Origin of the sequence: Streptomyces sp. NPDC056144 (assembly GCF_042264145.1) — a bacterium.
In the GTDB taxonomy this organism is placed as follows: Bacteria; Actinomycetota; Actinomycetes; order Streptomycetales; family Streptomycetaceae; genus Streptomyces.
Genome location: NZ_JBHJVF010000008.1, coordinates 109866 through 128090, shown reverse-complemented (window position 1 = coordinate 128090; position 18225 = coordinate 109866). Strand labels below are relative to the sequence as shown.

Below are 18225 nucleotides of genomic sequence, written 5' to 3'. Positions count from 1 at the left end.
TGCTGCGCCCAGAGTAGGGGCGGGGCGGGCCGACGGGGGCCGTTTGACGGAACTGCCCGTACGGACAGGGGGCATGACCGTACGGACACGGTTCCGGCTCAGAGCCGGCGGGCGCCCTCCGAGGGCACGGCCGGGAAGATGCCGGGGGCCGCGTGACCGGCCTCGGCGAAGGCCTTCTCGACGGCGGCGGCGACCGCCTCCGCCGTGCCGGTCTCGACGAGGACGACGGCGGAGCCGCCGAAGCCGCCGCCGGTCATGCGGGCGCCGAGCGCGCCCGCCTCGTTCGCCGCCTCGACGACGAGGTCCAGCTCGGCGCAGGAGACCCGCAGGTCGTCGCGGAGCGAGGCGTGCCCCTCGGTGAGGACGGGGCCGACGGCGCGGGTCTCGCCCGCGTCGAGGAGCGCGATCACGCGCTCCACGCGCGCGTTGTCAGTGACGACGTGCCGGACGTACCGCGCCACGGTCTCGTCCTCCAGGCGGGCGAGGGCCTCGGGCAGGGTCGCGGCGTCCACGTCGCGCAGGGCGCGCACTCCGAGCGCCCGCGCACCCGCTTCACAACCGGCGCGCCGCTCGGCGTACGCGCCGTCCCCGAGCGCGTGCTTCACGCGGGTGTCGACGACGAGCAGCCGGAGCCCCTCGCGGGCCAGGTCGAAGGGGACCTGCCGGTACGAGAGGTCGCGGGTGTCCAGGTGGAGGGCGTGGCCGTCCGCCGCGCAGGCGGAGGCCATCTGGTCCATGACCCCGCAGGGGACGCCGACGAAGGCGTTCTCGGCGCGCTGGGCGGTCCGCGCGAGCTCGGGCCGGGTGAGGCCGAGGCCGAAGAGGTCGTTCAGGGCGAGGGCGGTGACGACTTCGAGGGCGGCGGACGAGGAGAGCCCGGCGCCCGTCGGCACGGTCGAGGCGAGGTGGATGTCGGCGCCGGTCACCGGGTGACCGGCCTCCCGCAGCGCCCAGACGACACCGGCCGGGTAGGCGGCCCAGCCGCCCCCGGAGAGCGGGGCGAGGGCGTCGACGTCGAGCTGGACGATCCCTCCCTCGACGTCGGCGGAGTGCAGCCGCAGGACGCCGTCCTCGCGGCGGGAGACGGCGGCGACGGCGGTGTGCGGCAGCGCGAGCGGCAGCACGAAACCGTCGTTGAAGTCGGTGTACTCACCGATGAGGTTGACCCGGCCGGGCGCGGCCCACACCCCGTCGGGGGCGGAGCCGTACAGGGCCTCGAAGTCGGCGGCGACGCTCACGCGCGTGCTCCTTCCCGCTGCTGTGCGAAGGTCCAGGCGTCGGCGACGACGTCCGCCAGGTCCGGGCGGGACGGCGTCCAGCCGAGCCGCTCGCGGGCGGCGTCGGCGGAGGCGACGAGGACGGCCGGGTCGCCGGGGCGGCGCTCGGCGGCGATCTCGGGGATCGGGTGGCCGGTGACCTTCCGGACGGTCTCGATCACCTCGCGGACGGAGAAGCCGTTGCCGTTGCCGAGGTTGCAGATCAGGTGTTCGCCCGGAGGGACGGACTCGCCCGTCATCGCGTCGAGCGCGAGCAGGTGGGCCTCGGCGAGGTCCGCGACGTGGATGTAGTCCCGTACGCAGGTGCCGTCCGGGGTCGGGTAGTCCTCGCCGTACACCGAGATCGCCTCGCGGCGGCCCTGCGCGACCTGGAGGACGAGCGGGACGAGGTGCGACTCGGGGTCGTGGCGCTCGCCCTGCTCCCCGTACGCCCCGGCGACGTTGAAGTACCGCAGCGAGACGGCCGCGAGGCCGTGGGCCGCGCACTCGCCGCCGATCATGTGGTCGACGGCCAGCTTGCTCGCCCCGTACGGGCTGGTCGGCGCGGTGGGCGCGGACTCGGTGATCGGGACGGTCTCCGGCTCGCCGTAGGTGGCGGCGGTGGAGGAGAAGACGAGCCTGCCGACCCCGGCCGCGCGCATCGCGGCGAGCAGGGCCATGGTGCCGCCGACGTTGTTCTCCCAGTACTTCTCCGGCTTGGCGACGGACTCGCCGACCTGGGAGAAGGCGGCGAAGTGCAGGACGCCGTCGAAGGAGGGGTCCAGCCAGTTCGCCGCGTCCTGGATACGGCCCTCGACGAACTCGGCGCCCGCCGGGACGCCTTCGCGGAAGCCGGTGGAGAGGTCGTCGAGGACGACGACCCGGTCGCCGCGCTCCAGGAGATGGGCGGCGACCACGCCGCCCACGTATCCGGCCCCGCCGGTCACCAGGTACTTCCTGCCCGTCGCGGGCACTGCCGTGGTCACTTGCTCGCCACCTCTCGGATGCGTCGGGCCGCGTCCTCCGGCCGTACGTCGTTCATGAACGCGCCCATGCCGGACTCGGTGCCCGCGAGGAACTTCAGCTTGCCGGAGGCCCGTCGGACGGTGAAGAGCTCCAGGTGGAGCCCGAACTCCTCGCGCCGCTCGTCCGTGAACGGCGCCTGGTGCCAGGCGGCGATGTAGGGCGTCGGCGGCTCGTCCGGGCCGAAGATCCGGTCGAAGCGCCTCAAGAGTTCCAGGTAGACCTGTGCGAACTCTGTGCGGGCGGCCTCGTCGAGGGCGAGCAGGTCGGGCACCCGGCGCTTGGGGTGCAGGTGGATCTCGTACGGCCAGTGGGCGGCGTACGGCACGAAGGCGATCCAGTGCTCCGTCTCCAGGACCACCCGCTCGGCGTCGGCTGCCTCGCGGGCGAGGACGTCGTCGAAGAGGTTGCGGCCGGTGGCCTCGCGGTGCTCGTCGATCCGGCGCCGCATGAGGGCGGTGCGCGGGGTGACGTACGGGAAGGCGTAGATCTGGCCGTGCGAGTGGGGCAGGGTGACGCCGATCTCCTGGCCGCGGTTCTCGAAGCAGTAGACCTGCTCGACGCCGGGCAGGGCGGAGAGCACGGCGGTCCGGTCGGTCCAGGCGTCGAGGACGAGCCGGGCCTGCTCCTCGGTGAGGTCGGCGAAGGAGGCGGTGTGGTCCTCGGTGAAGCAGACGACCTCGCAGCGGCCGAGGCCGCCGGAGAGCGAGGGGAAGCGGTTCTCGAAGACCACCACCTCGTAGCTCTCCTCCGGGATCTCGCTCTCGCGGCCGCCCTTGGCGGGGCAGAGCGGGCAGGCGTCGGCCGGCGGCTGGTACGTACGGGCCTGCCGGTGCGAGGCGACGGTCACCGTGTCGCCGGTCAGCTCGTCGTGGCGGAGCTCGGAGCGGGAGGTGACGGCGGTGAGGGGGCGGGGGTCGACGGCGTCACGGACGAGGTCGTCGCGGCTGTCGTAGTAGATGAGCTCGCGGCCGTCGGCGAGGGTGGTGACGGTCTTCTTCACTGGGGCGTGGCCCTCCGGGCGGGATCAAACAGAACCACGCACAAAGAACCACATTCAAACATCGCCGTCAATGCCGGTGGACCCCACGAACGAGTGACGCCCTAAAGGGTGAAGCCGTCGCGCTGGCGCGGAACCGCCCGGTCGAGCAGCCCCGTCCGCGCCGCGAGCGCCGCCGCCTCCAGACGCGAACCGACACCGAGCTTCATCAGGACCCGCTGGACGTGCGTCCGCGCCGTGCTCGGCGCGATCCGCATCCCCGCCGCGATCAGCCGCGTGTCCTCCCCCTCCGCGACCCGCACCAGGACCTCCACCTCCCGCTGGGTGAGCAGCCGCAGCAGCCGCATCCCCTCGTCGTCCTTCCGCTCCGCCGGGTTGAGCAGCTCCGCGAAGGCCGACTGGAGCAGCCCCGGGGCCACCGCCGACTCCCCCGCGCGGGCCTTCACGATCGCCCGCTCGACGCCCTCGATCCGCTCGTCGTGCCGGACGTACCCGGCGGCCCCGGCCGCGAACGCGGCGGCGATCCCGCGCGGCGACGGCACGGGCCCGAGCACCACCACGGCCACCTGGGGCCGCTCCCGCCTGATCCGGGCGACCACGTCGAAGGCGCCGGGGGCGGCCGGGGCGGCCGTGCCGAGCAGGCACACCTCGGGCGCCCGGCCCACGACGAGCTCCGCCGCGCCCGCCACCGGCGCCGCCGCCGCGAGCACGCGGTGCCCGCGCAGCTTCAGCGCCGACGCCAGCGCCTCGGCGTGCAGTCGGTGGTCGTCCACCACCACGAGGCGTACGCCCATCCCGGTCAACCCCCATCCTCCGGGCCGGCCGTCCCCGGCCCGCCCGTTCCGATCCCGAATTCCTCGCCCACGGGCGAGTCATGCAAACGGCCCGGCGCATCGGGGTGAACCGATGCGCCGGGCCGCGCGAGTGTCCCACGGACGCCGTTACGGCGTCAGCGAGTTCACCGGGTGGTGAAGGAAATCGCCAGGGGTTCCTTGGCGGAGGAGGACGAGGACGAGCTCGGGGAGGAGAGCATCTGGGCGGACATGAAGACCCGTCCGTCGCGGTACAGGATCTCCGAGTAGTCCGAGGAGAAGGTCTTCTCGCCGATGCTGCCCGACGGAGTCGCCGGGTTCTCCAGGAGCAGCGTCTCCTTCATCGTCACACCGTCGATCGAGACGATCCGGCCGCCCTTGTCGTACGGCGGGGACTTGTAGGCGATGATGCTGCCGCCGTCCATGCGGAGCGGGACCAGGCGGTACTTGTCGCCCGCGTCCGCCTTCTCCGGCACCATCTTCCCGGTGTTCAGGTCGAAGGCGATGATCTCGTTCGTCTCGGCGCCGTACTCGCCGGTGCTGCCCTCGTGCTCCTCGGTCGGCACGTACAGCCGGTTGTTGCCGACGGCGAGCTTGGTGCAGGACTCGACCTCGGTCGAGCGGCAGCGGCCCGCGTACTGGTCCGCGTCCGCCGTGATCTTCGCCTTGAGCTTGCCGGTCTTCTCGTCGATCGAGAAGAAGTCCGAGATGCCGCTGCCGTCACCGGCGCTGTCGCCGACGTCGGCCGCGACGACCAGCGGCTTCGTGGAGACGACCGAGGCGTACTCGACACCGGTCGGCATCTTGTACTGGGACAGGGGCGCGCCCGAGACCGGGTTGAGGTTCTGGATGAGGACGTACTGCGCCTCGTACGGACCGCACTTGCGGACCGCGACGAGACCCTCGCCGCCGCCGTAGCCGAGGTCGTAGCAGTTCTGGTCGTTCGGCTGCGGCTTCCAGCGCGGGTTGCCGTTGGCGATGTCGAAGGCCGCGCCGCCGTCGGTGCCGCCGGCCGCGACCGTCTTGCCGCTGATCGTGATCTCGCTGAAGCGGGCCTTCTCGTCGCCGGCGGAACCGCCGGTGACCGAGGTCGACCAGACCAGCTTGCCGGTGGCGAGGTCGACGACGCCGACCTCGGTGCACTGCTGGTAGTAGCGCGGGGCGACCCGCTTGCTCGCCTCGAAGAGGATGGCGACCTTGTTGTCGGCCGTCAGCTGGCGGGAGGCGCCGCAGACCTGGCCGGTCAGCGGCAGGGTCCACACGGTGGAGCCCTTGGCGAGGTCGTAGGCGGTGATGCCGTTGACGCCGGTCTTCACGTACGCCTTGTCGGTCACCCAGGAGCCGGAGACGTCGGTGACGTCCGGGACCTTGGGCTTCGGCACCGTGAAGGCCTGCTTCGCCTGGACGTTCCCGGGGGCCTTCTCCTGGCCCCCGCCGCCGGTGCCGCCGGTGCCCTTGGCCTCGCCGCTGCCGCCGCCACTGGCGGGACCGGCGGTGCTGACCTCGTTCTTGCCCTCGTCGCCCTCGTCACCGCCGGAGTTGGCGTACCAGATGCCGAAGCCGACGATCAGGGCGATGGCGACGGCCGCCGCGATGACGATCTGGAGCTGCGCGGACAGCTTCTTCCCCGCCACCGGCGCGGGGGCCGGGGGCTGGGCGTAGCCGTACGGCTGCTGCGGCTGGGTCGGGTAGCCGTACGGGGGCTGGACCGGCTGCTGCGGCTGGTAGCCGCCGTACTGCGGGGGCTGCTGGGGCTGCTGAGGCTGCGGGGGACCCTGGGGTGCCTGCGGGGCCTGCGGGGCCTGGTACGGCCCCGGCTGGGGCTGCTGGGGCTGCTGGGGTGCCTGCGGGTAGCCGTAACCGGGCTGGGGCGGCTGCTGCGGGTAGCCGTAACCGGGCGCCGGCGGCTGCTGCGGCGGAGTGGGGGCGCCGAAGCCGCCGGGGGGCTCGCTCGGCGGGGGCGGCGGGGGCTGCGTCATCGGTTCGAATACCTCACTTGCTGAACGCCATCATCGTCTTGACCAGCTTTTCTTCCTTGTCGTTCGACGCGGAGACACGTCCGCTCGTCACGACGAAGGTGCCGCCGCCGTAGGCGAAGCCGGGGTCGTAGAAGCTGTTCTCGATATCGGCGGTCGAGGCAGGGTGCTGGAGCAGGATCGTCGGCGCGCCGCCGCTCGGGGCGATGGTCGCGACGGCGCCGCCCTTGTCGTACGACGGGTCGACGTAGACGAGGACCTTGCCGCCGTCCATGCGCAGCGGAATCATCGTCTGCTCGCCGGGCGCCTTGGAGCGCCACTTGGCCTTGCCGGTCTTCAGGTCGAAGGCGATGACCTCGTTGGGCTTGCCGTAGTCGACCTCGGTCGCCATGTAGAAGGTGTTGGCGTCGGCGGCGACCCCGGTGCAGCCCTGGAGGTTCTTGCCGAAGACGACGAACGTGCCGCCGCAGGACGGGGCGAACTTGTCCTTGCCGCCCTGGATCTGCGAGCGGAGCTTGCCCTTGTTGTCGAGGGCGAAGACGGTCCACTTCTTCTGCGCGCGCTGGGTGGCGGAGACGACCAGCGGGTCGACGGAGTAGACCTTGTCCACCTCCCAGTCGGTGGCGAGCTTGTACGTGAACCTGGGCTTGCCGGTGCGCGGGTCGACCTCGCCGATGGCCTGGCTCTTCTTCTCGGTGCTGCCCGAGGGGCAGCTCATCGCGGCGATGAGCTTGCTGCCGCCGGCGTAGCCGTACGGCTTGCAGCCGGTGGTGGCGCCCTTGAAGATCTGCTTGCCGGTCTTGAGGTCGAAGCCGTAGGCGCTGCTGGTACCGGCGGCGGTGACGGTGTTGCCGCTGATGGCGAGGGTGTTGTCGTCGAAGGCGAAGAGGGCCGTGGACTTCGGCACGGACGTCTTCCAGCCCGCCTTGCCGGTCTTGAGGTCGATCTTCTGGAGCTCGGTGCACTTGGCGCCGTCCTTGGCGCTGTCGTTGTACCCGAAGACCATCGTGCCGTCGGCGGCCGGCGCGGCCGGGGCCGCGCACAGCTCGAACTTCACGTCGACGTGCCACTTCTTCTTGCCGTCGGCGAGGCCGTAGCCGTCGATTCCCTTGTACATCGCCTTGACGACGGTGTCGCCGACGATCCACGGGCCGAGGACGTCGGCGCCGTTGCGGGGCAGGTCGACGTCGTTCTTGAGCAGCCAGTTCACCTTCGCCTCGCCCGCCTGGCGGCCGGCGTTGAAGTCGTCCTCGCCGCCGCGGCCGTCGCCGGAGCCGTCGCCCTGGTCCACCGACTCGGTGGGCTTGGGGGCGGCGGAGGTCGGCGCCGAGGAGGTGGTGGCGGTCGGCAGGGTGACCGGGTTCTTCTCGTCGTCGTCCCCGCCGACGACCGCCCAGGTCGTGACGGCGGCGACCAGGACGGCCGCGGCGGCGACGCCGGCGACGATGGCGGTGCGCTTCTTGTCGGCGCCGTTGCCGCCGGGGGCGGGCGGCGGGGTGGGCGCGCCGGGGTAACCGCCGTAGGGGCCGGGCTGCTGACCGTACTGCGGCTGCTGACCGTACGGGCCGGGCTGCGGCTGCTGCGGGTAGCCGTACGGGCCCGGCTGCTGCGGCTGCTGCGGGTAGCCGTACGGGCCGGGCTGCTGCGGCTGCTGACCGGGCGTCTGCGGGTACCCGTAACCGGGCTGCTGACCGTACGGGTTCGGCGCGGCGGCCGGCGGGACGGGCGGCGCCTGCGGCGGTACGGGCGGTACGGGCGGCGTGCCCTGACCCGGGGTCTGACCAGGGGTCTGGTTCGGGTCCTGGGGGGCTCCGAAGCCCCCCGGCGGCTGGTTGCTGGGCGGCTGGGTCATCAGCGGTTTCCCCCTTGACGTGAACGGGTTTTCTTTCTACCACTCACACCCGCGCATGAAAGCGGCCGGTCCGCCCCCGTACCCAAGGGAGAACCGGCCTGTGATGCCCTCGTTATGCGCTTCTCACGCGTCCTCGGCCAGCTCGAGCCAGCGCATCTCCAACTCCTCGCGCTCCCCGGCCAGTTCCCGGAGCTCCGCGTCGAGCTTCGCCACCTTCTCGAAATCGGTGGCGTTGTCGGCGATCTGCGCGTGCAGCTTCGCCTCCTTGTCGGCGAGCTTGTCGAGCTGCCGCTCGACCTTCTGGAGCTCCTTCTTCGCCGCGCGGGCGTCGGCGGCGGAGACGCCGGACTTCTGCGGGGCGGCGGGCGCGGCCGACGCGGGGACGGCCGCCTCGGTCATCCTCTGACGGCGCTCCAGGTACTCGTCGATCCCGCGCGGCAGCATCCGCAGGGTCTTGTCGCCGAGCAGCGCGAGCGTCTTGTCGGTGGTGCGCTCGATGAAGAACCGGTCGTGGGAGATGACGACCATGGAGCCCGGCCAGCCGTCGAGGAGGTCCTCCAGCTGCGTGAGGGTCTCGATGTCGAGGTCGTTGGTGGGCTCGTCGAGGAAGAGGACGTTCGGCTCGTCCATCAGCAGGCGGAGCAGCTGGAGGCGGCGGCGCTCGCCACCGGAGAGGTCACCGACCGGCGTCCACTGCTTCTCCTTGGAGAAGCCGAACTGCTCGCAGAGCTGACCCGCGGTCATCTCGCGGCCCTTGCCGAGGTCGACGCGGTCGCGGATCTGCTGCACGGCTTCGAGGACGCGGAGCGTGCCGGGCAGCTCGGTGACGTCCTGGGAGAGGTAGGCGAGCCGGACGGTCTTGCCGACGACGATCTTCCCGGCGGCGGGCTGCTTGTCGCCCTGGCTGACGGCGGCGTCGGCGAGCGCGCGGAGCAGGGAGGTCTTGCCGGCGCCGTTGACGCCGACGAGGCCGATGCGGTCGCCGGGGCCGAGCTGCCAGGTGAGGTGCTTGAGGAGCTCCTTCGGCCCGGCGGTGACGGACACGTCCTCCAGGTCGAAGACGGTCTTGCCGAGGCGCGCGTTGGCGAACTTCATCAGCTCGCTGGTGTCGCGCGGCGGCGGCACGTCGGCGATGAGCTCGTTGGCGGCCTCGATGCGGTAGCGCGGCTTGGAGGTACGGGCGGGGGCGCCGCGGCGCAGCCAGGCCAGCTCCTTGCGCATGAGGTTCTGCCGCTTGGTCTCCTCGGTGGCGGCGATGCGCTCGCGCTCGGCGCGCGCGAAGACGTAGTCCGAGTACCCACCCTCGTACTCGTGGACCGTGCCGCGCTGCACGTCCCACATGCGGGTGCAGACCTGGTCGAGGAACCAGCGGTCGTGGGTGACGCAGACGAGCGCGGAACGGCGCTCCTGGAGGTGCTTGGCCAGCCAGGAGATGCCCTCGACGTCGAGGTGGTTGGTGGGCTCGTCGAGGACGATGAGGTCCTGGTCCTCGATGAGGAGCTTGGCGAGCGCGATGCGGCGGCGCTCGCCGCCGGAGAGTGGGCCGATGACGGTGTCCAGGCCGTTCTCGAAGCCGGGCAGGTCGAGCCCGCCGAACAGGCCGGTGAGGACGTCGCGGATCTTGGCGCTGCCGGCCCACTCGTGGTCGGCCATGACGCCGATGACCTCGTGGCGGATGGTCGCCTTCGGGTCGAGCGAGTCGTGCTGCGTGAGGACGCCGAGACGGAGGCCGCCGCTGTGGGTGACGCGGCCGGTGTCGGCCTCCTCCAGGCGGGCGAGCATCCGGATGAGGGTGGTCTTGCCGTCGCCGTTGCGGCCGACGACCCCGATCCGGTCCCCTTCGGAGACGCCGAGCGAGACCCCGTCGAGCAGGGCACGGGTGCCGTACACCTTGGTGACGGCCTCGACATTGACCAGGTTGACGGCCATTTCACTCCTGTACGGGGGATCGATCGACGTCCCAGGGTACGTTGCCGCCACCGGTGCACCGCCGGTACACCATCGGTACACCGCCGGTGTACCGTGGGCCCATGGCTGACTCCACCATCAAGGTGCCGGACACCACCCGCGACCACCTCGCCTCACTGGCCCGCGAGCGGGGCACCACGATAGGAGCGCTCGTCACCGAGCTGGCCGCCTCGCAGCTCACGGCGGCGCAGGCGCGGGAGAAGGTCGCCGAGAGCCGCCGGATCATGCGCGAGCGCATGCGCTCCACGCTCACCGACGAGGAGTTCGACGCGACGCCGAACGCCCTCGACAAGGTCTACGAGATCGCCGCCGAGAACGCCCGCCGCGCCTTCGGGGACCCGGCGGCGTGATCATCCTCGACACCTCCGCCGTTCTCGCCCTCGCCCGCGGCCACCGCAAGCTCCAGCGCGTCGCCGACAACGCGGCGGCGTCGCCGTTCCGGCATCTCCAGGTGCCCGCCCTGTGCCTGCTCCAGGCCGAGACGGAGGAGGAAGGGGCCGGGGACGCGGCCCTGGCACTCCCCGGCGTGGACGTCGTCCCGCTCGACACGGTGGCGTCGGTGACCGTCGCCCGGATGGTCCGCGGCGGATTCGGCGGCCCGGACGTCTGCCACGCCCTCTACGCGGCGCTTCCCGCGCCGCACCGCCCCACGATGGACCTGATCCTGACCGAGCGGGAGGACCTCTACCCGCCGGGCACCGTGACCGTGAACATCGACGACGAACGTCTGGACGACTGACAGCCGATGGACCGGCAGACGGAGCGGGACAACCTCGACCAGCTCATCGCCGCCGCCGAGGCCGACCACGGGCCGGTCTCGGAGGAGACGATCGAGGCCCTGCGCGAGCAGCTGCGGCGCGCGCGGGAGGAACAGGGCACGCCCGGCGAACCAGGCGTCACCGCGACCCGCCCCGCCCCGCCCGCTCCACCGCCAGCCAGCCCGCCAGGGCGAGTCCCACCGCCGCCGGGGCCGTGACCGGGACGGCGATCAGCGTCGCCGAGTGGCCGGTGAGCAGGCCGGCGAAGCCGGTGAGGGACAGGCCGAGGACCCCGAAGAGCGCGAGGGTGATGCCGAGGGCGGCGAGCGGGCCGCCGGTGTCCGTGGCCGGGGCGGACGCCACCGGCGCCTCGAAGCGGCGGAAGACCGCGACCAGCAGCGCCGTGAGCAGCGCCGCCGCCAGGAACCGCGGCGGGACCTGCGCCCACCAGGCCGCCGACGCCGGGGCCGGCAGCTCCACGCCGAGCCCGAGCATCACCCCGTACACCCCGAGCATCGCCGTCAGGTGCCACAGGAACGCGGTCATCGCGATCCCGTTGGCCGCGACCACCGCCCGCCACACACCGGCCCGCGCGACGAGCCGCGCGCCCGGCCCCTTCAGGAGCTCGACCGCGCCGACCAGCCACAGGCCGTGGCAGAGCAGGGCGAGGGTCGGCGGGGCCATGTTCGAGACCTTCTCGCCGGGCATCCCCACCATCGACAGCGGGTACGGGCCGAGGGCCACGAGCGCCGTCGCGCCGAGCAGCCCGGCGCCCGCGAGGAGCGCGGGGCGGCGGATCCGGCCGTCGGCCCGCAGGAAGCCGAGCTGGTGGACCGCCAGCCACACGAACGCGAAGTTCAGGAACCCGACGAACGGCACCCCGGCCGCGAACCGCAGCACGTCGACGAGGACCGCCCCTCCGACGAGCGCCGCGAACGCGCCCCAGCCCCACCGCTCGTGCGCCCGCAGCAGCGGCGGCGTGAACGCGACCATCGCGAGATAGATCCCGATGAACCACAGCGGCTGCGTGACGAGCCGCAGCGCGACCCCCGCGAGCCCGCCGTCCGCCCCGGCCAGCTGGAGGGCGAGCGCGAGCGCGCCCCACACCGCGACGAAGACCATCGTCGGCCGCAGCAGCCGCTGGAGCCGGGCCCGCAGGAAGGCGGCGTACTGGGGGCGGGAGCGGTGGGCGAGGGCGTGCGAGAAGCCGCCGACGAAGAAGAACACCGGCATGACCTGGAACACCCAGGTCACCGGCTGGAGTTCGGGGACGACGGCCAGGATGTTCCCGACCTGCCCGTCCCCCTTCCCGTCCCCGGCGACCGCCGCCATCAGCCAGTGGCCGAGGACGACGACGGCGAGCGAGCCGACCCGGAGCAGGTCGACGTACCGGTCCCGCGAGGCGGGGGTCGCGGCGGCGAGTTCGCGAGCGCTGAATCCCATGCCCGTACGGTCCCGCGCGGCCGGGGGCGGCCGTCAGAGCGTACGTACTCATCTCCGCGCGTGAGTACGCCCCCCGTACGGAGGGCGGGCGTCGGCCGCGCGGGCGACCCGGCGGCCCGGGCTCCCGGCCCCGGGGACGGCCGACCGGTCATGGTCGTGCCCCGTCCCCACGCTCCCAGGGAGTCCCGCCCATGCCCCGCACCCGTGCCGTCGCCTTGGCCGCATCGGCCACCGCCCTCGCGGTCCTCTCCGCCGGACCCGCATCGGCCACCGCCGACCCGAAGATCGTCAACCCGAAGATCGTCGCCCACTTCGCCTTCGCCGCCGGGCAGACGCCGGAGAACATCGTCCTCGAACCCGACGGCTCCGCCGACATCACCTTCGCCCTCGCCCGGCAGGTCGCCCGCGTCACGAAGAAGGGCGCGACGACCGTCCTCGCCACCTTCCCCGCCGTCGCCGACCCGCAGACGCCGGTGATCGGCGCCGCCGCCACGATGGGCATCGCGCGGGGCGCGGACGGCACGCTGTACGTCAACTACGCGACCGGCACCGCCGCCGAGAACGGCATCTGGCGCCTCCCCGCCGGCGGCGGCACGCCCGTACGCATCGCCCCGCTCCCGCCGGAAGGTTTCCCCAACGGCCTGGCGCTCGACGAGTCCTGCGACACGCTGTACGCCGCCGACTCGGTGAAGGGCACGGTCTGGCGCGTACCGACGACCGGCGGCACCCCCGTCGCCTGGGCCACGGGCCCGGCGCTCCAGGGGATCGCTCCCCCGGCGGGCGTCGGGGTCGGCGCCAACGGGATCAAGGTCCACGACGGCGCGGTGTGGGTGTCGAACACGGACAAGCAGACGCTGGTACGCATCCCGGTGCGCGCCGACGCCGGGCGTACGGCGGGCCCGGCCGAGACGAAGGCGACGGGCCTGGCCTGGATCGACGACTTCGCCTTCACCGGCCACGGCGACACGGTGCTCGCCGCGCTGATCATCCGCGACGAACTGGCCCTCGTCCGCCCCGACGGCACCCACAAGGCGGTCCTGACGGCGAAGGACGGCCTCACGAACCCGACGTCGGTCGCGGTCCAGTCCCGGACGGTCTACGTGAACAACTCGGCCTTCTTCGTCCAGCAGAACCAGGCGCCGAACCTGCTGCTGGCCCGGATCTCACGGCACAAGCGCTGATCAGGTGATCTGCTGGGCCCGCTCCGCCCGGTCTTGGCGCCAGGCGCGCCACGCCCCCGGGATGGCGCGGAGGGCGCCGAGGAGGAAGACGGCGAAGCCCAGGCGGAAGAGCCACATCCAGGGGGCCGGGACCAACTGGGCCACGAAGGAGCTCGCGAGTACCAGGCCGCAGCCGACGGCCTGGCCGATCTCGTCCAGCAGCTTCAGCAGCGGCCGGTTCCGCACCCACGCCGCTTTCCCCGCCTGAATCACTCGCATAAAGCCCCCCCCGGGCCCGTCCGACAAGACGGGCCCAGCGTGGCACACGCGGGGGAACTGAGCGGTCAGTCCGGCAGAACGACCGCGCCCCGCGCCGGCGACGTCGCCACCCGTGCCGTCCTGCACGTGCCCGACGCGATCAGCGCCGCCGCGACCGTCTCGGCCGCCTCCGCGTCCTTCACCAGGAACGCCGTCGTCGGGCCCGAGCCCGAGACGAGGGCGGCCAGCGCGCCCGCCTCCGTGCCGGCCGTCAGGGTCGCGGCGAGCGACGGGCGCAGGGAGAGCGCCGGGGCCTGGAGGTCGTTGGCGAGGGTGGCCGCGAGGGCGGTGGTGTCGCCGGTGCGGAGGGCGTCCAGGAGGGCCGGGGACGCGGTCGGCTCGGGGACCCGGGTGCCTTCCGTGAGGCGGTCGAACTCGCGGAACACCGTCGGCGTCGACAGCCCCCCGTCGGCGAGGGCGAAGACCCAGTGGAAGGTCCCGCCGACCGGCAGCTCGGCGAGCTTCTCGCCGCGGCCCGTGCCGAGCGCCGCGCCGCCGACGAGGCTGAACGGGACGTCGGAGCCGAGTTCGGCGCAGATCTCCAGGAGCACGTCCCGCGGGGTGTCCAGGCCCCAGAGCGCGTCGCAGGCGAGGAGCGCGCCCGCGCCGTCCGCGCTGCCGCCGGCCATGCCGCCGGCGACGGGGATGTCCTTGGCGATGTGCAGGTGCACGTCCGGGGAGATGCCGTGCCGGGCGGCGAGGAGCTCGGCGGCGCGCGCGGCGAGGTTGGTGCGGTCGAGCGGCACCTTGTCGGCGTCGGGGCCCTCGCAGGTGACCGTGAGCGCGTCGGCGGGCGTGGCGGTGACCTCGTCGTACAGGGAGACGGCGAGGAAGACGTTGGCGAGGTCGTGGAAGCCGTCGGGGCGGGCGGCGCCGACGGCCAGCTGGACGTTGACCTTGGCGGGTACGCGGACGGTGACCGCGCCGCCGGTCACGCCTTGGCCTCCGCGATGCGGGCGAACTCCTCGACGGTCAGCGCCTCGCCGCGCGCCTGCGGCGAGATCCCGGCCTTGACCAGGGCCTCCTCGGCGGCGGCGGGCGAGCCCGCCCAGCCGGCGAGGGCGGCGCGGAGGGTCTTGCGGCGCTGGGCGAAGGCCGCGTCGACGACCGCGAACACCTCCTGGCGGGTCGCGGTGGTGGCGAGCGGCTCGGCGCGGCGGACGAGGGAGACGAGGCCGGAGTCGACGTTCGGCGCGGGCCAGAAGACGTTGCGGCCGATGGATCCGGCGCGCTTGACCTCGGCGTACCAGTTGGCCTTCACCGAGGGGACGCCGTAGACCTTGTTGCCGGGCTTGGCGGCGAGCCGGTCGGCGACCTCGGCCTGGACCATGACGAGGGTCCGCTCGATGGTCGGGAACCGCTCCAGCATGTGGAGCAGGACCGGGACGGCGACGTTGTACGGGAGGTTCGCGACGAGCGCGGTGGGCGCCGGGCCCGGCAGCTCCTGGACGAGCATGGCGTCGGAGTGGACCAGCGCGAAGTGGTCCTTCTTGCGCGGCATGCGGGCCTCGATCGTCGCGGGCAGCGCGGCGGCGAGGATGTCGTCGATCTCGACGGCGGTGACGCGGTCGGCGGCTTCCAGGAGGGCGAGGGTGAGGGAGCCGAGTCCGGGTCCCACCTCCACGACGACGTCGTCGGGCCTCACCTCGGCCGTGCGGACGATCCGCCGGACGGTGTTGGCGTCGATGACGAAGTTCTGGCCCTTCTGCTTCGTGGGGCGCACGCCGAGGGCGGCGGCCAGCTCACGGATGTCTGCGGGGCCGAGGAGGGCGTCGGGGCTTTCGGTGCTCACCGGTACAGCCTAGGCCAGGTGCAGGGGGGTCACCGGAACAGCCGCCGCCCGCAGTGCGGCCAGGGGCTCGCGCCCCGGGACACGTACAGCTTCTTCGCGCGGAAGGTCTGCTCGGCGGCGGGCGCGTTCTGGGCGACTCCGCTGCCGCCGAGGGAGCGCCAGGTGCCGGGGTCGAACTGGTAGAGGCCGCCGTACGTCCCCGAGGGGTCGACGGCGTTCGGGCGGCCGCCGGACTCGCAGGCGGCGAGGGCGCCCCAGTCGAGGCCGTCGGCCCCGGCGACGGAGGTCGGCAGGGGGCGGGTGCCGATCCGGACCTTGCGGCTGACGGGCTCGCGGACGATCTCCTCGCCGGTCCTGCGCGGCTTCTGCCGGACGCCGTTGACCGTGCGGACGCTGTACGTGACGCGGCGGACGCCCGCGGCGCCCTGGCGTTCGACGGACTCGGTGCCCGCGAAGAGCTGCGGGTCGCGGACCGTCTCGACGGCGTACGGGATGGCCTCCTCCCGCACCTGCCTGCTGCCGGTGATGCGGAGCACGGTGACGGTCTGGCCGTCGCGCGGGAAGGCGGCGCCGGGGACGGAGGTGGTGTCCTGCCCGGCCAGGGTGATCCCGGCCTCGGCGAGGGCTTCGCGGACGGTGGCGGCGTTGGTGCGGACGGTCCGTTCGCGGCCGTCGGCGAGGAAGGTGACCGTCCGCTCGGTGCGGACGTCGAGGGCGAGGCCCTGGCGGGAGATCGGCGCGGAGCGGGAGGCGGAGAGGTACGCGCCCTCCGCGCGGACCCCGAGCTGGCGCAGGGCGCCCTCGACGGTCCTGGCGGTGGTCCACACCTGGCGGCGCTGCCCGTCGAGGGTGAGGGCGACCGGCCGCCCGTACCGGACGACGATCTCGTCGCCGCTGGCGAGGGCCTCGCCGGGGGCGGGCGCGACGATGTCGTGGGCGCCGACGGTGAGGCCCTCGTGGGCGAGGAGCTCCTCGACGTCGTCGGCGAAGGTGTGGAGCGTGCGCGGGGTGCCGTCGACGGAGAGCCGGACGGCCTTGTCGTTGGCGACGAAGGCGCTGGTGCCGCCGGCCAGGAAGGCGACGACGAGGGCCTGCGGGACGAGCTTGCGCAGGCCGCCGCCGGCGGGCCCGGAGGCCTTGCGGCGCCTGGCCGCGCGGCGGGCTCCGGCGCGGGAGCCCGTACCGCCCGCCTGTGCGGGCAGGGGAACTACGGCCGGCGGCTCGTACGCGGGGAGGGTCGCCGTCCGCCGTCCGGCCCGGTGGCTGCCCTGGGAAGTGCTCACGAGGCCGGGACACTAGCCTCGCGCACGGTCACGCGTACGTGACTGGCCGACTACGACACGTAACCGTTATGGATCAGTGACCAGTCGGTTCCGCTCAGTAGTCGAAGGCGCGGGCCGTGTTCGCGGCGATCGCCTCGGCGAGCTCGTTCTCCCCGATCCCCCGCACGGCGGCCATCGCCCGGACGGTGACCGGGATCAGGTACGGGGCGTTGGGACGGCCCCGGAACGGCGCGGGGGTGAGGAAGGGCGCGTCGGTCTCGACGAGGACGAGGTCGAGGGGGGCGACGGCGAGCGCGTCGCGCAGCGGCTGGGCGTTCTTGAACGTGACGTTGCCGGCGAAGGACATGTAGTAGCCCTTGGCGGCGCAGATCTCCGCCATCTCGGCGTCGCCGGAGTAGCAGTGGAAGACGGTCCTGTCGGGGGCGCCCTCCTCGTCGAGGACGCGCAGGACGTCGGCGTGGGCCTCGCGGTCGTGGATGACGAGCGTCTTGCCGTGCCGCTTGGCGATCTCGATGTGGGCGCGGAAGGAACGCTCCTGCGCGGCCATGCCCTCGGGGCCCGTACGGAAGAAGTCGAGGCCGGTCTCGCCGACGCCGAGGACGTGCGGGAGGGCCGCGAGGCGGTCGATCTCGTCGAGCGCGTCGTCGAGGGCCGCGTCGCCGCCGCCGGGCCGTGCGCCCTGCCGGGACCAGCCGTCGGGGTCGCCGAGGACGATCCGGGGGGCCTCGTTGGGGTGGAGGGCGACGGCCGCGTGGACGTTCGCGTGGGCGGCGGCGGTCTCGGCGGCCCACTGGGAGCCCTTCACGTCGCAGCCGACCTGGACGACCGTGGTCACGCCGACGGCGGCGGCCTTGACGAGGGCCTCCTCGACCGTCCCGGACTGCATGTCCAGATGGGTGTGCGAGTCCGCGACCTCGACGAGGAGCGGCTCGGGCAGCGGCGGCGGGGCGTCCTTGGCAGCACTCATGCCCTCGATCGTACGAGGGACACGAGTGCCGCCGCCCGGCCGGTTACTTCTGCCGCTTCCTGCTTCGGCTGCTTCTTACTTCTGCTGCTTCCTGAACGGGTGCAGGAGGTCGGAAAGGTGCCAGTGGTGCGGCACGGGGGGCCTCTCGCCCTCCGCCCCGTCCTCGGTGAGCTCCTGCCCGATCGGGCCGGCCATGGAGATCGGTGGGGTCTCCTTCGCCCCCCGGTGGTGCTTCTCGGTGGCCGCGATCAGGTCGAGCACCGTGGACACCTGCCCCGCCCGCATGATCCGGACCACGTGCCCGTCGCAGTTCCTGCAGGTGGGACGGGACAGCGGGGACGGAACCCGCTCCCCGTCGGCCTTGTAGACGACGTACGTGTGTCCGGCGGCGTCGACGTGGTGCTCGATGTCGTACGCCTGCTCCCAGCCGTATCCACAGCGCATGCAGGCGAAGGCGTACGCCTCGTGGGCGACGGATATGCCGGTGCCGGTGATCTCGCTCATGCCAGCTCCTCTCCACTGCCCAGTGGACGCCCTTTCGGGGCGGAATGCATCAGGAGAAGGAAAACCGAAGGAGAACCATTGCCTTTCAGGTTATCCCTTTACGGTTTGCAGGG

The 18225-nt window shown here is 73.0% G+C and carries 17 protein-coding genes; 3 read left to right on the top strand and 14 right to left on the bottom strand.

Going from position 1 to position 18225, the window contains the following annotated elements; all coding sequences use genetic code 11:
- Nucleotides 1–98: 98 nt before the first annotated feature.
- From galK to ACFC0Z_RS24255, 7 genes are all read right to left on the bottom strand, one after another.
- The gene (galK, locus tag ACFC0Z_RS24285; protein WP_376441627.1) at nt 99–1238 is read right to left on the bottom strand and encodes a galactokinase; all 1140 of its coding nucleotides are present in this window, start codon (nt 1236–1238) and stop codon (nt 99–101) included.
- Entirely contained in the window at nt 1235–2242 is a 1008-nt protein-coding gene (galE, locus tag ACFC0Z_RS24280; RefSeq protein ID WP_376441624.1) for a UDP-glucose 4-epimerase GalE, read from the bottom strand. Before galE ends, galK begins: the two co-directional genes overlap by 4 nt.
- Nucleotides 2239–3282 carry a galactose-1-phosphate uridylyltransferase gene (galT, locus tag ACFC0Z_RS24275; protein WP_376441621.1) on the bottom strand — a complete coding sequence of 348 codons (1044 nt, stop codon included), beginning with the start codon at nt 3280–3282 and terminating at the stop codon, nt 2239–2241. Before galT ends, galE begins: the two co-directional genes overlap by 4 nt.
- 101 nt (nt 3283–3383) lie before the next feature.
- Entirely contained in the window at nt 3384–4073 is a 690-nt protein-coding gene (locus ACFC0Z_RS24270; RefSeq protein WP_376441618.1) for a response regulator transcription factor, read from the bottom strand.
- 164 nt (nt 4074–4237) lie between these two features.
- Entirely contained in the window at nt 4238–6070 is a 1833-nt protein-coding gene (locus tag ACFC0Z_RS24265) for a PQQ-binding-like beta-propeller repeat protein (RefSeq protein ID WP_376441615.1), read from the bottom strand.
- Between the two features lie 13 nt (nt 6071–6083).
- Nucleotides 6084–7919 carry a PQQ-binding-like beta-propeller repeat protein gene (locus tag ACFC0Z_RS24260; protein ID WP_376441612.1) on the bottom strand — a complete coding sequence of 612 codons (1836 nt, stop codon included), beginning with the start codon at nt 7917–7919 and terminating at the stop codon, nt 6084–6086.
- A gap of 123 nt (nt 7920–8042) precedes the next feature.
- Nucleotides 8043–9848 carry an ABC-F family ATP-binding cassette domain-containing protein gene (locus tag ACFC0Z_RS24255; protein WP_376441610.1) on the bottom strand — a complete coding sequence of 602 codons (1806 nt, stop codon included), beginning with the start codon at nt 9846–9848 and terminating at the stop codon, nt 8043–8045.
- A gap of 101 nt (nt 9849–9949) precedes the next feature.
- Between ACFC0Z_RS24255 and ACFC0Z_RS24250 the strand changes: the two genes are divergently transcribed.
- Complete coding sequence (locus ACFC0Z_RS24250) at nt 9950–10237, top strand: hypothetical protein (protein ID WP_376441608.1); 288 nt, start codon at nt 9950–9952, stop codon at nt 10235–10237.
- On the top strand, nt 10234–10626 hold the full coding sequence (locus ACFC0Z_RS24245; RefSeq protein ID WP_376441605.1) for a hypothetical protein: 393 nt from the start codon (nt 10234–10236) through the stop codon (nt 10624–10626). Before ACFC0Z_RS24250 ends, ACFC0Z_RS24245 begins: the two co-directional genes overlap by 4 nt.
- A gap of 157 nt (nt 10627–10783) precedes the next feature.
- Here the strand turns inward: ACFC0Z_RS24245 and ACFC0Z_RS24240 are convergent, their stop codons facing one another.
- Complete coding sequence (locus ACFC0Z_RS24240; protein ID WP_376441603.1) at nt 10784–12088, bottom strand: acyltransferase; 1305 nt, start codon at nt 12086–12088, stop codon at nt 10784–10786.
- A gap of 191 nt (nt 12089–12279) precedes the next feature.
- On the opposite strand from ACFC0Z_RS24240, the gene ACFC0Z_RS24235 reads away from it, so the two are divergent.
- Nucleotides 12280–13269, top strand: a complete 990-nt coding sequence (locus ACFC0Z_RS24235; RefSeq protein WP_376441600.1) for a hypothetical protein — start codon at nt 12280–12282, stop codon at nt 13267–13269.
- Here the strand turns inward: ACFC0Z_RS24235 and ACFC0Z_RS24230 are convergent, their stop codons facing one another.
- The 6 genes from ACFC0Z_RS24230 to ACFC0Z_RS24205 form a co-directional block, all read right to left on the bottom strand.
- Nucleotides 13270–13527 carry a hypothetical protein gene (locus tag ACFC0Z_RS24230; RefSeq protein WP_376441597.1) on the bottom strand — a complete coding sequence of 86 codons (258 nt, stop codon included), beginning with the start codon at nt 13525–13527 and terminating at the stop codon, nt 13270–13272.
- Between the two features lie 65 nt (nt 13528–13592).
- Nucleotides 13593–14501, bottom strand: coding sequence for a 4-(cytidine 5'-diphospho)-2-C-methyl-D-erythritol kinase (locus ACFC0Z_RS24225; protein ID WP_376441595.1), 909 nt, complete (start codon nt 14499–14501; stop codon nt 13593–13595).
- The gene (rsmA, locus tag ACFC0Z_RS24220) at nt 14498–15358 is read right to left on the bottom strand and encodes a 16S rRNA (adenine(1518)-N(6)/adenine(1519)-N(6))-dimethyltransferase RsmA (RefSeq protein WP_376441592.1); all 861 of its coding nucleotides are present in this window, start codon (nt 15356–15358) and stop codon (nt 14498–14500) included. The genes ACFC0Z_RS24225 and rsmA overlap by 4 nt, the downstream gene beginning before the upstream one ends.
- A gap of 29 nt (nt 15359–15387) precedes the next feature.
- Nucleotides 15388–16641: a ubiquitin-like domain-containing protein gene (locus ACFC0Z_RS24215; RefSeq protein WP_376441589.1), complete on the bottom strand. Its 1254-nt coding sequence runs from the start codon at nt 16639–16641 to the stop codon at nt 15388–15390.
- A gap of 94 nt (nt 16642–16735) precedes the next feature.
- Nucleotides 16736–17608, bottom strand: a complete 873-nt coding sequence (locus tag ACFC0Z_RS24210; RefSeq protein WP_376441587.1) for a TatD family hydrolase — start codon at nt 17606–17608, stop codon at nt 16736–16738.
- A 75-nt stretch (nt 17609–17683) separates the two neighbouring features.
- On the bottom strand, nt 17684–18112 hold the full coding sequence (locus tag ACFC0Z_RS24205) for a hypothetical protein (protein ID WP_376441584.1): 429 nt from the start codon (nt 18110–18112) through the stop codon (nt 17684–17686).
- Nucleotides 18113–18225 lie beyond the last annotated feature (113 nt).

Excerpts from the sequence above, each read along its gene's own strand:
- ACFC0Z_RS24235 (WP_376441600.1), top strand. The coding sequence starts at position 12,280 with ATGCCCCGCACCCGTGCCGTCGCCTTGGCCGCATCGGCCACCGCCCTC.
- ACFC0Z_RS24250 (WP_376441608.1), top strand. The coding sequence starts at position 9,950 with ATGGCTGACTCCACCATCAAGGTGCCGGACACCACCCGCGACCACCTC.
- ACFC0Z_RS24230 (WP_376441597.1), bottom strand. The coding sequence starts at position 13,527 with ATGCGAGTGATTCAGGCGGGGAAAGCGGCGTGGGTGCGGAACCGGCCG.
- ACFC0Z_RS24270 (WP_376441618.1), bottom strand. The coding sequence starts at position 4,073 with ATGGGCGTACGCCTCGTGGTGGTGGACGACCACCGACTGCACGCCGAG.
- ACFC0Z_RS24255 (WP_376441610.1), bottom strand. The coding sequence starts at position 9,848 with ATGGCCGTCAACCTGGTCAATGTCGAGGCCGTCACCAAGGTGTACGGC.
- ACFC0Z_RS24205 (WP_376441584.1), bottom strand. The coding sequence starts at position 18,112 with ATGAGCGAGATCACCGGCACCGGCATATCCGTCGCCCACGAGGCGTAC.
- ACFC0Z_RS24265 (WP_376441615.1), bottom strand. The coding sequence starts at position 6,070 with ATGACGCAGCCCCCGCCGCCCCCGCCGAGCGAGCCCCCCGGCGGCTTC.
- ACFC0Z_RS24210 (WP_376441587.1), bottom strand. The coding sequence starts at position 17,608 with ATGAGTGCTGCCAAGGACGCCCCGCCGCCGCTGCCCGAGCCGCTCCTC.
- ACFC0Z_RS24240 (WP_376441603.1), bottom strand. The coding sequence starts at position 12,088 with ATGGGATTCAGCGCTCGCGAACTCGCCGCCGCGACCCCCGCCTCGCGG.
- ACFC0Z_RS24260 (WP_376441612.1), bottom strand. The coding sequence starts at position 7,919 with ATGACCCAGCCGCCCAGCAACCAGCCGCCGGGGGGCTTCGGAGCCCCC.